This window comes from Nitrosomonadales bacterium (assembly GCA_016716325.1).
Taxonomy (GTDB): domain Bacteria; phylum Pseudomonadota; class Gammaproteobacteria; order Burkholderiales; family Gallionellaceae; genus Gallionella.
Genome location: JADJWO010000001.1, coordinates 475,557 through 487,646, shown reverse-complemented (window position 1 = coordinate 487,646; position 12,090 = coordinate 475,557). Strand labels below are relative to the sequence as shown.

Here is a 12,090-nt window from a genome sequence, read left to right as displayed (position 1 = left end):
GGATCACCCACACGCCCCGATCGCGCCGCAACTGGTGCAGAACTCGCAGCCGTCCTTCTTGATCAGCGTGGCGTTGCCGCATTCCTTGCAGTGCTTGCCGGTCAGCGGTTTGATCGAGGTTGGCTTGATCTGGCCTTCCGGGATCTCCAGCACGCCCATCTGTTGCACCGGGTAGCCATGCTGGTCGAGGATGCCGAGCATGGAGTAACGGTGGATGATGAGCCGCGCGACGTAGGATACGGTCGAGGGGTAGCTCTCCATCTTGGCGTCGCCCGGCACGCGTGCCATGAAGTCGCCGAGCGGTTCGCCGAAGTTGAGCAGCTTGCGCAGTTTCATGCCGATCCAGGCCGGATCGATCACGCGCATGTCCAGGCTCAACACCTTGCACAATCCGTCCAGTGCGCGCGGATACACGCCGGATAGCCACATCGAATAGGGACGGCGCTGTCCGTCCGGCAGCACCAGTTCTTTCAATCCCAGCACGAAGTCGTCGCCCGAGCCCCCATTGGCGATGTCCACCGTCCAGCTCATCGTGCCGTCGGTTCCGGTCTTGGGTTCCTTGCGGGCGAACAGCGCATCCATCATCGGCGTGGTCATGCCGTCGCAGATCTCCAGCGCCCCCAACTCTTCGATGCGGTATTTCAGCAGGTGCGCGAACGCGGCTACCAGGCTCGGCATGCGCATCACTTCGCCGGTGGGCGGCATCGGCATGTCGAACGCGTCGTCGCCGGCCGATTTCATCAGCATCTCCAGCTTCATGCGGATCCACACCGGGTCGCGCGTGCGCATGTCCATTGACAGCGATTTGGCCAGCGCGCCGAGGCCGCGCGGTTGTTCGGAGCCGTTCACCCATACCTCGAACGGATGGTTGCAGCCGTTCTTCGTGTGCGACACGAATGCGACGAAGCTGCCGAGCGGATGCTTGACCACTTGCGAGGTCCAGCCTTCGCTACCGGCGGGCAGTTCCGGACGGCCCGGCCAGCGCAGCGAGGCGAGCGCCGGTTTCGGCGTGGATTCCAGTACGATGCGGCGGTCCTGGTCGAACACGAAGTCCTGCGGCTGTTCTTCCTTCTTCTCCGGCGTGACCGACAGTACTGCGCCCAGTACGCTGTTCGGCCTGTAGGTCGCCAGGCCTTTCAGCCCGGCCTTCCAGGCTTCGGTATAGAGGTCCTTGAAATCCTCGTAGGGATAGTCGGCGGGCACGTTGACGGTCTTGCTGATCGAGGTGTCGATGAATGGCGCGACCGCAGCCACCATCTTCATGTGGTCGATGGCGCTGATCTCCAGCGCGGTGACGAAGGAGGACGGCAGGTTCTCCACGTCGCCGCCCATCTGCTTGAACACGCGCCAGGCGTGGTCTTCCACCGGATAGTCCTTGGTGGTGCCGTCCATCATGCGCTTCTTGCGCGTGTAGAACCACGAGAACGCCGGTTCGATGCCGTTGGAGGCGTTATCGGCAAAGGCCAGCGAGATGGTGCCGGTGGGCGCGATGGAGAGCAGGTGACTGTTGCGGATGCCATGCTTGCGGATGTCGTTCTTCAGTTCATCCGGCAGGCGCGAGGCGAAGCGCGGTGCGGCCAGATATTGGTCGGCATCCAGCAGCGGGAACGCGCCGCGTTCCCTGGCCAGTTCGACCGAGGCGCGGTAGGCCTCGTCGCGCATGATGCGCGTGATGTCGGAGGCAAAGGCACGCGCCTCGTCGGTGTCGTAACGCAGGCCGAGCATCACCAGCGCATCGCCCAGGCCGGTGAAGCCCAGCCCGACGCGGCGCTTGTTCGCCGCCTCTTGTTGTTGCTCCGGCAACGGCCATGCGGTCACGTCCAGCACGTTGTCCAGCATGCGGATCGAAGTGCGCACCAGTTGCTTGAACGGCTCGTAGTCGAAACCGGCATGGTTCGAGAACGGGTTCTTCACCATGCGCGTCAGATCGATGGAACCGAGACAGCAGCAGCCATACGGGGGCAGTGGTTGCTCGGCGCAAGGATTGGTGGCCTCGATCACTTCGCAGTAGGACAGGTTGTTGTCGCGGTTCATCAGGTCGATGAACAGTACGCCCGGCTCGGCGTGGTCGTAGGTGCTCTCGATGATCTGCTTCCACAGGTCGGTGGCGCGCACCTTGCGATACACCCATTTGCCGTCGGCACGCTGTGCTGCTCCGGCCTCCCTGAGCGCGGCGGAAGGTTCGGCGGCATGCACCAGTTCGAATTCCTGGTCGGCTTCGACAGCCTGCATCAACGCGTCGGTCACGCCGACCGAGATGTTGAAGTTGCGCAGGTCGCCCTTGTCCTTGGCGCTGATGAATTTCTCGATGTCTGGATGGTCGCAGCGCAGCACGCCCATCTGCGCACCGCGCCGCGCACCGGCTGATTCCACCGTCTCGCAGGAACGGTCGAACACGCGCATGTAGGAGATCGGGCCGCTGGCGCGCGAATTGGTGCCCTTAACGTGCGCGCCTTCGGGACGGATCGAGGAGAAGTCGTAACCGACGCCACCGCCGCGCCGCATGGTCTCGGCGGCCTGCTGCAATGCGTCGTAGATGCCCGGTCTGCCGTGATGGATGCCGGAGATAGCGTCGCCCACCGGTTGCACGAAACAGTTGATCAGCGTGGCCTGTATCTTCAGCCCGGCTGCCGAATTGATGCGTCCGGCCGGCACGAAACCGTTCTCCTGCGCTTCAAAGAATACCTGCTCCCATTTGGCGCGGTCGGCGGGTTTTTCTGCCTGCGCCAAGCCGTGTGCCACGCGGCGACGCACATCCTGCAACGATTTTTCGTCCGCTTCCGCGTATTTTTCCAGCAGGACTTCGGTGCTGATCTCTTGTGGCATGGCTGTGCCTCCTTCCAGAGCCGTATCGCTGGCGATGTTATTGGTGAGTTTGGCAAGGAACGACTGTCCGGTCATGGGTGGCTTGGAGGTGCCTTCAGATGCGGAATCGTTACGGGTGGAGGCTGGTGACAAAACATTTTCGGTATTCAACACGAGACATTCCCCTGGTTGCGCGGGCTGCTTGGGCCCAAAAAACAAAACCACTATATGTAGTGGTTGATCGCTTGGTTTGAACTAATTCTAGTGGCCGAGCTGTTTTTTGCAAGCGAAATATTGCCCTGAATATATTTGACTTTGATATCCAACAGCTTAGGCGATTTTGCGTAAAAATGACCGGCCGGGACTCTTGACAGCCCGGTCAACTGGTGTTTTTGCGGGCGCAAAATCCACATGAATGATCCCGTCAATGGTTGTCGAAATCTGCCGAAGATGCTTTGCGCGCTTCCTTGGCGAGTGCGCTGCGGAACCCTTCCAGCTTGCCGTGGAAGTCGTCGGCCTCGCCGTATTCGAGGAAGCGGTCGTAGCGCGCATGCGCGGTGTGCATCTTGCGCGCATGCTTGATCGGGCAGAAATATTCCTCGGTACGCGCGATGACCTCCTGTGCATAGGCGACCAGCCCGACCGCATATGAGCAGTACAGACAATGCGCCTTTTCGACGATGTTCAGGTAGGCAAGGTGCTGGTGGTCGAACACGATGTAATCGCCGCGCCTGACCCTGGCGATGCGATACACGGGGAAGCAGATCGATTGGTACAGGGTAATGCTCAGGTCGAACAACGCCAGCGGAATGCCGGCGCCGTAGATGACCGGCATGGTGAGGTAGTTCTGCGGGCGTATCGTGAGGAACCAGCGGAACACGCCCATCCTGACGCGTTGGTGCGCTTCGCGCAGGGCCTGTTCGAACACCACGCGCCGGCCCTCGATCTGGTAGCGAAGGCGTGCCTCGCGTTCGGCGATGAGCGAGTCCAGTTCGCTCTCGAGAGTGGCGATCTGTTCGACGACCTGGCTGATCCGGCTGTTCATTGCGCTGCCCCCTTCAAGGTTGCGGCGCGTGTGCGCCGGATGCCGTGCCGTCCCGGGACAGGATCAGTCCAGCACGTGGGAAGCCATGCCGTCCGCCAGCTTGGGCTCGAACCAGGTGGACTTGGGCGGCATCACCTCGTTGGCGTCGGCGACCGCCATCAGGTCTTCCATGCGGGTGGCGAACATCGAGAAGGCTACCGCCATCTCGCCGCTGTTGACGCGTTTCTCGAGTTCCGCCAGGCCGCGGATGCCACCGACGAAATCGATGCGCTTGTCGCGGCGCGGGTCGCTGATGCCGAGCACCGGCGCGATCAGATGGTTCTGCAGCAGGCTCACGTCGAGGCTGGCTACCGGGTCGCCGGCCGGGATCAAATCCGCGCGGATGTTCAGGCGGTACCACTGGCCCGGCAGGTACATGCCGAACTCGCCGGGTTGTGCGGGTTTGACCTGTTCGCCACTGGGTTGTACCGAGAAGTTTTCGCCGATACGTTGCAGGAACGCAGCCGTGTCCATGCCGTTCAGGTCGACCATCACCCGGTTGTAGTCGAAGATCTTCATCTCGTGGTGCGGGAAGATCACCGACAGGAAGTAGTTGTAACTTTCCTCGCCGTTGTGCGCCGGATTGGCGGCGCGGCGCGCGGCAGCCACGCGCGAGGCGGCGGCCGAGCGGTGGTGTCCGTCGGCGATATAGATGGCATGCATGGCGTCGAATGACTCGGTCAGTTGCCGGATCGCGGCAGCATCGCGGATCACCCACAGGCTGTGGCGGATGCCGTCGTCTGCCCTGACATCCGCATCGGGCGTGTCGCCGGAAACTGCCTTCAGGATCGCGTCCACTTGCGGCGCATCGGGGTAGGCCAGCAGTACCGGGCCGGTCTGCGCGTTCAGCGCATCGATCTGGCGCACCCGGTCGTCCTCCTTGTCGGGGCGGGTGAACTCATGCTTGCGGATGCGGTTGGTGTCGTAATCCGCCACCGAAGCCGCTGCGACCAGGCCGGTCTGGATGTGGTCGCCCATCACCAGCCGGTAAGCGTAATAGCAGGGTGTCGTGTCGCGCGCCAGCACGCCTTCCGCCAGCATCCTGCCGAGGTTCTCCGCCGCCTTGGCATAGACCTCGGGTGCATAGGGGTCGGTGCCGACGGGCAGGTCGATCTCCGGCTTGGAGATATGCAGGAAACTCCATGGCTTTCCATCGGCGCGCGCGCGCGCCTCTTCAGTGGAAAGCACGTCATAGGGCGGCGCGGCGACTTCGGCGGCACGTGACGGGGCGGGGCGCAAAGCTGTAAAAGGGCGGATCAGGCTCAATTGAAACTCCTCGGGATTATCGATATGACAAGAATAACGGGTGGGCTATTTTACCGTTCTGTCCAGGCTCGGTTCATAATAATTCGCATGAGTCGGCGTAACCGGCATTACCGACCCGCACTGCATCTTGTTGGCGGAGCCTGGCTGTCCTGATAACGAGCCCTCCTGCCGGGGAGGACGATGCCACTCCTTTCTCGGTTGATCGGATTGATGGCTTTATATCCCGGACCGGGCCGCATATGATGTACGCACATTCCGGATACTGAACCAACCACCCTACCTGTCGATCATGCCAAAACATACCATCCCCGATCATGCGCGGCTTGACCGTGTTGTCGCCGAAGCGCGTCGGCAACGCGAAGAACGGGAGTCGAGCTATCGCGAGCGGGCACTCAAGTTGTTTCCATGGATATGCGGTCGTTGCGGCCGCGAGTTCTCAGGAGTCCGCCTGCGCGAGCTGACGGTGCATCACAAGGATCACAATCACGACAATAATCCGGCAGATGGCAGCAACTGGGAACTGCTGTGCCTGTATTGTCATGAGAACGAGCATGCGCGCGTTCTGGACGAGGCGGCAAGGGGGAGGGCTTCGGGCGATCAGCCTGCGGCGGCGACCCACAACCCATTCTCGGTTTTGCAGGAAATGCTGAAAAACAAGGGCGGATAGTTGCGCGGTCGTCGTTGTCGACTTTAGCATTCCGGAAAATTCCTTGTTTCCCGGGTAAATGTGTTCACAGTTGCGCCGGAATCCAGTAAAGTGCGGTTCCCTATCCTCAATACAAAGAAGAGCAATGGCATGAGTGCGAAAGGACAGCAATTACAGGATCCGTTCCTCAATACGCTGCGCAAGGAGCATATTCAGGTTGCGATCTATCTGGTGAACGGCATCAAGCTTCAGGGCCATGTCGATTCATTCGACCAATATGTGGTGTTGTTGAAGAATACCGTTACCCAGATGGTCTATAAACACGCCATTTCCACTATCGTTCCGGTGCGCGCAGTCAATATTCCACAAGACGACGCAGCCGAGTAATGCAACAAAAATCCGCCGGGGACAAAAAGCCTTTGTCCGGGCGCGCGTCCGAGGTTGCCGTTCTGGTCAGCCTTGATTTCGGCGAACCTGATTATGTCGAGAACCGGGAGGAACTCCGCCTGCTGGCTGCCACGGCGGGTGTGCGCACCGCGGCCATCGTCGAGGGCAAACGGCAACGTCCGGATGCGGCCTTGTTTGCCGGCAGCGGCAAGGTCCAGGAAATCGCCGACGCGATCGAAACGCATGGCGCAGACGTCGTCATTTTCAACCATGACCTCACCCCGGCGCAGATGCGCAACCTGGTCGCCAAACTGGATACCCGTGTGATCGACCGGACCATGCTGATCCTGGACATCTTTGCGCAACGGGCGCAAAGCCACGAAGGCAAGGTGCAGGTGGAGCTGGCGCAACTCAAATACCTCGCCACGCGGCTGGTCGGGCAGGGTGTCGACATGGGGCAACAAAAATTCGCGGTGGGCGCGCGCGGTCCGGGCGAAACCAAACTGGAGCTGGACAGGCGCAAGCTGGCCAAGCGAGTGGACCTGCTGAAAGGACGGCTGGAAAAACTCAGGCACCAGCGCGTGGTGCAGCGCCGCGCGCGCAGCCGCGCCGATGTGATGTCGGTTTCCATCGTCGGTTATACCAATGCGGGCAAGTCCACCCTGTTCAATCAGTTGACGCGTGCCGGCGTATATGTGGCCGACCAGTTGTTCGCCACGCTGGATACCACTTCCCGCCGCATGTTCCTCGAGGGGCCGTGCGACATCGTGGTGTCGGACACGGTCGGTTTCATACGCCATCTGCCTCACTCGCTGGTTGCGGCCTTCCGCAGCACGCTGGAGGAGACGGTGCGGGCCGATCTGTTGCTGCATGTGGTGGACGCCAACAATGCGAATCGGGACGACCAGATCTCGGAGGTGAACAAGGTGCTGGCCGAGATCGGCGCGGCGGACATCCCGCAAATACTGGTATTCAACAAAATCGACTTGCAGGATGTGCCGCCAAACGTGCAGCGTGACGACTATGGTAGAATCTCACGCGTTTTTCTGAGTGCCAAAAGCGGCGCGGGGCTGGACGGTTTGCGGCTCTCCCTGGCGGAAGCCAGTGCCGCGCGTCATGCATCCGGAACAATCGAAAATCAAACTAGCCAAGCGAGTAACGAGTTATGGGATTGAACGATCCGCAATGGGGCAACAAGAATAGTGGCGGCCCGCCAGACCTGGAAGAATTGCTGCGCAAACTGAATGAAAAGGTTGCGTCGCTGATGGGCGGCAAGAATGGGCCGGGCAGAGGAGGTTCAGACGATACCGGCAGAACCCGGGAGCAGGGCTTTGGTGGCGGCATCGGACTGATCGCCTTGATCGCCGCCTTGATCTGGATGGGAAGCGGCTTTTACATCGTCGACGAGAGCCAGCGCGGCGTGGTGCTGCGTTTCGGCAAGCTGGTCGAGACGACACAACCCGGCCCGCGCTGGCATCTGCCGTTCCCGGTCGAGACGGTCGAGATCGTCAACCTGAGCCAGGTGCGTACCGTGGAGGTCGGCTACCGCGACAACGTCAAGAACAAGATGCTGAAGGAGTCGCTGATGTTGACCGACGACGAGAACATCATCGACATCCAGTTCGCGGTGCAGTACTTCCTGAAGGACCCGGCCGATTACCTGTTCAACAACCGCACGCCGGACGAGAACGTGCGCCAGGCTGCTGAAACCGCGATCCGCGAAGTGGTCGGCAAGAGCAAGATGGACTTCGTGCTGTACGAGGGGCGCGAACAGGTGGCCGCCTCGGCGACCAAGCTGATGCAGGACATCCTGGATCGCTACGGTTCCGGCATCGTGATCAGCAAACTGACCATGCAGAACGCACAGCCGCCCGAGCAGGTGCAGGCCGCGTTCGACGATGCAGTGAAAGCGGGGCAAGACCGGGAGCGCCAGAAGAACGAGGGGCAAGCCTATGCGAACGATGTGGTGCCGCGTGCGCGAGGCACTGCGGCGCGCCTGATCCAGGAGGCGGAAGGTTACAAGCAGAGCGTGATCGCCAACGCCGAGGGTGATGCCAGCCGCTTCAAACAGATCCTCGTCGAATATGAAAAAGCACCCGCCGTGACGCGTGAACGGATGTATCTGGACATGATGCAACAGGTGATGGGCAACGTCAGCAAGGTGATGATCGACCAGAAGAACGGCAACAGCCTGCTGTACCTGCCGCTGGACAAATTGATGGAAAGTACGCGCGCACCCGCCGGGACTCCGGAAACGGCGGCTCCGCCCACTACGGAATCGAACGATAGCGAGGCGGCGCAACGCGCAAGAGACTCATTGTTGAGTCGCGACAGGAGGGCTCGTTGATGAACAGGAATGTGACTAATGTATTGATCGGCGCCGTCGCCGCGCTGATTTTACTGAGCATGACCGTGTTCGTGGTGGATCAGCGCCAGAACGCCATCGTGTTCCAACTGGGTGAGGTGGTCAGCGTGAAGACCGAACCCGGGCTGCATTTCAAGATCCCGCTGATGCAGAACGTGCGTTATTTCGATTCGCGCATCCTGACGCTGGATGCCGGCGAGCCGGAGCGTTTTATCACGGCTGAAAAGAAGAACGTGCTGGTGGATTCGTTCGTCAAATGGCGCATCGTGGATGTGAAACAGTATTACGTCAGCGTTGGCGGTGATGAGGAACGCGCCAAGACGCGGTTGCTGCAAACGGTCAATTCCAGCATGCGCGAGGAGTTCGGCAAGCGCACCATCCACGAGGTGGTGTCGGGCGAGCGCGACATGATCATGGAAGTGCTGCGCACCAAGACCGATAGCGATGCACGCAAGATCGGCGTCGAGGTGCTGGATGTGCGACTGCAGCGCGTCGACTTCCCGTCCGAGATCAGCGATTCGGTCTATCGCCGCATGGATGCCGAGCGCAAGCGCGTTGCCAACGAGTTGCGCGCTTCCGGCGCGGCCGAGGGCGAGAAGATCAAGGCCGATGCCGACAAGCAGCGCGAGGTGATCCTGGCTGAAGCCTATCGTGAAGCGCAGAAGACCAAGGGTGAAGGTGATGCCCGTGCCTCGGCGATTTATGCGGCAGCTTTCGGGCGCAATGCCGAGTTCTACTCGTTCTATCGCAGCCTGGAAGCCTACAAGCAGAGCTTCAAGGACAAGAACGACATGATGGTGCTGGACCCGAGTTCGGCATTTTTCAAATACCTGAAGAATTCGAACAAGTCGGGTAGGTAGTGTGCTCGAGTACTGGCTGCTCGGTTTTGCGATGATGCTGGTGATCGAAGGTTTGATGCCGTTCCTGTTTCCGGATCAATGGCGCGAGACCTTCCGCAGGTTGCTGGCGATGTCTGACGGGCAGTTGCGTTTCATCGGCCTGACCTCGATGCTGGCCGGATTGATGTTGTTGTACTGGATGAAATGATGCAGAACTGGTTACTTCCCGAATATGTCCAGGACATGCTGCCCGACGAGGCATGGCGTGTCGAGCGGATGCGCGCGCAATTCCTGGAGTTGATGCGCCGTTCCGGATATCAGTTGGTCGCGCCGCCATTGCTGGAGTACGCCGAATCGTTGCTGATCGTAGACAGCCACGACATGGATCTGCGCACCTTCAAGCTGGTGGATCAGCTCAGTGGCCGCACCCTGGCGGTGCGCGCCGATATCACCCCGCAAGTGGCGCGCATCGATGCGCATTTGCTCAACCGCCGGGGCGTTGCTCGACTGTGTTATGCGGGCAGTGTGCTGCATACCCAGCCGGTCGGCCTGACGCGTACCCGCGAGCTGTTGCAGATTGGCGCGGAACTGTACGGCCACAGCGGACTGGAAAGCGACCTCGAGATCCAGCAACTGATGCTGCAATCGTTGACCCATCTGGGTGTGGAAGGCGTGCATCTCGACCTCGGGCATGTCGGCGTATTCCGCGCGCTGATGAACCACGCAAAACTCGACCAGGATATGGAGAACACACTGTTCTCGGCACTGCAAGGCAAGGATGGTGCGGCTTTGCATGTCCTGACGCAACCGCTGGAAGCGACGTTGCGCAACGCACTGTTGGCATTGGCGACGTTGTATGGCAGTTGCGCGGAAGTGTTGGCGCGTGCGCGCGCTGAGCTCCCGGATTATCCGGGAATCCGCGCCGCGCTCGACGACCTGCAGGCCGTCTCCGGAAAATTGCAACCGCTGGTTGCCAGCGTGGGCATCGATCTGGCCGACCTGCGCGGCTATCACTATCACAGTGGCATGGTGTTCGCCGCCTACCATTCGGGCAGTCACGACGCGATTGCGTTGGGAGGGCGTTACGACGATCTGGGCAAGAGCTTCGGGCGGTCCCGTGCCGCGACCGGGTTCAGCATGGACCTGCGCCAGTTGTATCGCCTGCTGCCCGCGCAATCCCCGAAAAAAGGAGTGAGAGCTCCGTATTCGGACGATGCTGCACTGCATGACAGGATCGCCGGATTGCGCGCTACCGGCGAAGTGGTGGTCGTAGACCTGCTGGGCAATGCGGATGCCGAGCTGCAATGTGATCGTGAACTGGTGTTGCGCGACGGCGCATGGCAGGTTGTCTCCCTATAAAATTATTTAATCCGGAAGCTTTGCAATGGCTAAGAACGTGGTGGTAATCGGCACCCAGTGGGGTGATGAAGGCAAGGGCAAGATCGTCGATTGGCTGACAGATCATTCTCATGGCGTGGTGCGCTTCCAGGGCGGCCACAATGCCGGACACACGCTGGTGATCGGCGGCAAGAAGACTGTGCTGCACCTGATCCCGTCCGGCATCCTGCGCGAAGGAGTCATGTGCTATATCGGCAACGGCGTGGTGCTGTCGCCGCAGGCGCTGCTCAAGGAAATGGACGAGCTCGAAAAGGCCGGTATAAACGTTTACGAGCGCCTGAAGGTCTCGGAAGCCTGCCCGTTGATCCTGCCTTACCATGTGGCGCTGGACCAGGCGCGCGAAGCGGCCAAGGGCAGCGGCAAGATCGGCACCACCGGGCGCGGCATCGGCCCGGCGTATGAAGACAAGGTCGCGCGTCGCGCGATCCGGCTGCAGGACATCTTCTACCGCGAGCGTCTGGCTGCCAAGCTGGGCGAGGTACTGGACTACCACAACTTCGTGCTGAAGAATTATTTCAATGCAGATCCGGTGGATTTCCAGCAGACGCTGGATGACACGCTGGCGCTGGCAGAACGCATCGAGCCGCTGGTGATGGACGTCCCGCGTGCCCTGTATGAGGCCAACCAGGCGGGCATGAATCTGTTGTTCGAGGGCGCACAGGGTGCGTTGCTGGACATCGACCATGGCACCTATCCATTCGTCACTTCCAGCAACTGCATCTCCGGTGCCGCTTGCGCGGGCGCGGGTGTGGGACCGCAGATGCTGCATTATGTGTTGGGCATCACCAAGGCCTATACCACGCGCGTCGGCTCCGGGCCGTTCCCGACCGAGCTGTACGACGCGGTGGATAAATGCGACCCGGTCGGCGAAGGGCTGGCCAAGCGCGGCCACGAGTTTGGCTCCACCACCGGACGTCCGCGCCGTTGCGGCTGGTTCGATGCGGCCGCGCTCAAGCGCTCGATCCAGATCAACGGCGTATCCGGACTGTGTATCACCAAACTGGATGTGATGGACGGCATGGAGACCGTGCAACTCGGTATCGGCTACCGGATCAACGGCGTCGCCAGCGATATATTGCCGGCAGGTGCGGATGCTTTGGCCGATTGCGAGGCAGTGTACGAAGAAATGCCGGGCTGGAGCGGCAGTACGGTCGGCGTAAAACGCTACGAAGACCTGCCACAGGCCGCACGCGATTATCTGGAGCGGATCGCGCAGGTCTGCGGTGTGCCGGTGGACATGGTTTCGACCGGCCCGGACCGCGATGAGACCATCGTGCTGCGCCATCCGTTCGAATAAGGT

The 12,090-nt window shown here is 60.8% G+C and carries 11 protein-coding genes; 8 read left to right on the top strand and 3 right to left on the bottom strand.

The window, feature by feature from the left end:
• Positions 1 to 3 precede the first annotated feature (3 nt).
• The 3 genes from IPM27_02285 to IPM27_02275 form a co-directional block, all read right to left on the bottom strand.
• A complete protein-coding gene (locus IPM27_02285) occupies positions 4 to 2,826 on the bottom strand; it encodes an adenosylcobalamin-dependent ribonucleoside-diphosphate reductase (GenBank protein MBK9160388.1) in 2,823 nt (940 codons plus the stop codon).
• A gap of 403 nt (positions 2,827 to 3,229) precedes the next feature.
• Positions 3,230 to 3,850, bottom strand: coding sequence for a hypothetical protein (locus IPM27_02280; GenBank protein ID MBK9160387.1), 621 nt, complete (start codon positions 3,848 to 3,850; stop codon positions 3,230 to 3,232).
• A 63-nt stretch (positions 3,851 to 3,913) separates the two neighbouring features.
• A complete protein-coding gene (locus IPM27_02275) occupies positions 3,914 to 5,155 on the bottom strand; it encodes a DUF1015 domain-containing protein (protein ID MBK9160386.1) in 1,242 nt (413 codons plus the stop codon).
• Positions 5,156 to 5,444: 289 nt separating this feature from the next.
• On the opposite strand from IPM27_02275, the gene IPM27_02270 reads away from it, so the two are divergent.
• The 8 genes from IPM27_02270 (at position 5,445) to IPM27_02235 (ending at position 12,087) form a co-directional block, all read left to right on the top strand.
• A complete protein-coding gene (locus IPM27_02270) occupies positions 5,445 to 5,822 on the top strand; it encodes an HNH nuclease family protein (protein ID MBK9160385.1) in 378 nt (125 codons plus the stop codon).
• Positions 5,823 to 5,951: 129 nt separating this feature from the next.
• Positions 5,952 to 6,188: an RNA chaperone Hfq gene (gene hfq, locus IPM27_02265; protein ID MBK9160384.1), complete on the top strand. Its 237-nt coding sequence runs from the start codon at positions 5,952 to 5,954 to the stop codon at positions 6,186 to 6,188.
• Positions 6,188 to 7,363: a GTPase HflX gene (gene hflX, locus IPM27_02260; protein ID MBK9160383.1), complete on the top strand. Its 1,176-nt coding sequence runs from the start codon at positions 6,188 to 6,190 to the stop codon at positions 7,361 to 7,363. The genes hfq and hflX overlap by 1 nt, the downstream gene beginning before the upstream one ends.
• A complete protein-coding gene (gene hflK, locus IPM27_02255) occupies positions 7,354 to 8,535 on the top strand; it encodes an FtsH protease activity modulator HflK (GenBank protein ID MBK9160382.1) in 1,182 nt (393 codons plus the stop codon). The genes hflX and hflK overlap by 10 nt, the downstream gene beginning before the upstream one ends.
• Positions 8,535 to 9,413, top strand: coding sequence for a protease modulator HflC (gene hflC, locus IPM27_02250; protein MBK9160381.1), 879 nt, complete (start codon positions 8,535 to 8,537; stop codon positions 9,411 to 9,413). Before hflK ends, hflC begins: the two co-directional genes overlap by 1 nt.
• Positions 9,414 to 9,444: 31 nt before the next feature.
• Positions 9,445 to 9,600, top strand: coding sequence for a DUF2065 domain-containing protein (locus tag IPM27_02245; protein MBK9160380.1), 156 nt, complete (start codon positions 9,445 to 9,447; stop codon positions 9,598 to 9,600).
• Positions 9,600 to 10,751 carry an ATP phosphoribosyltransferase regulatory subunit gene (locus tag IPM27_02240; protein MBK9160379.1) on the top strand — a complete coding sequence of 384 codons (1,152 nt, stop codon included), beginning with the start codon at positions 9,600 to 9,602 and terminating at the stop codon, positions 10,749 to 10,751. The genes IPM27_02245 and IPM27_02240 overlap by 1 nt, the downstream gene beginning before the upstream one ends.
• A gap of 25 nt (positions 10,752 to 10,776) precedes the next feature.
• Positions 10,777 to 12,087: an adenylosuccinate synthase gene (locus tag IPM27_02235; GenBank protein MBK9160378.1), complete on the top strand. Its 1,311-nt coding sequence runs from the start codon at positions 10,777 to 10,779 to the stop codon at positions 12,085 to 12,087.
• Positions 12,088 to 12,090 lie beyond the last annotated feature (3 nt).

Coding starts and splice junctions, on each gene's coding strand:
- IPM27_02285 (MBK9160388.1), bottom strand. CDS start 2,826: ATGCCACAAGAGATCAGCACCGAAGTCCTGCTGGAAAAATACGCGGAA.
- IPM27_02280 (MBK9160387.1), bottom strand. CDS start 3,850: ATGAACAGCCGGATCAGCCAGGTCGTCGAACAGATCGCCACTCTCGAG.
- IPM27_02270 (MBK9160385.1), top strand. CDS start 5,445: ATGCCAAAACATACCATCCCCGATCATGCGCGGCTTGACCGTGTTGTC.
- hfq (MBK9160384.1), top strand. CDS start 5,952: ATGAGTGCGAAAGGACAGCAATTACAGGATCCGTTCCTCAATACGCTG.
- hflX (MBK9160383.1), top strand. CDS start 6,188: ATGCAACAAAAATCCGCCGGGGACAAAAAGCCTTTGTCCGGGCGCGCG.
- hflK (MBK9160382.1), top strand. CDS start 7,354: ATGGGATTGAACGATCCGCAATGGGGCAACAAGAATAGTGGCGGCCCG.
- hflC (MBK9160381.1), top strand. CDS start 8,535: ATGAACAGGAATGTGACTAATGTATTGATCGGCGCCGTCGCCGCGCTG.
- IPM27_02245 (MBK9160380.1), top strand. CDS start 9,445: ATGATGCTGGTGATCGAAGGTTTGATGCCGTTCCTGTTTCCGGATCAA.
- IPM27_02240 (MBK9160379.1), top strand. CDS start 9,600: ATGCAGAACTGGTTACTTCCCGAATATGTCCAGGACATGCTGCCCGAC.
- IPM27_02235 (MBK9160378.1), top strand. CDS start 10,777: ATGGCTAAGAACGTGGTGGTAATCGGCACCCAGTGGGGTGATGAAGGC.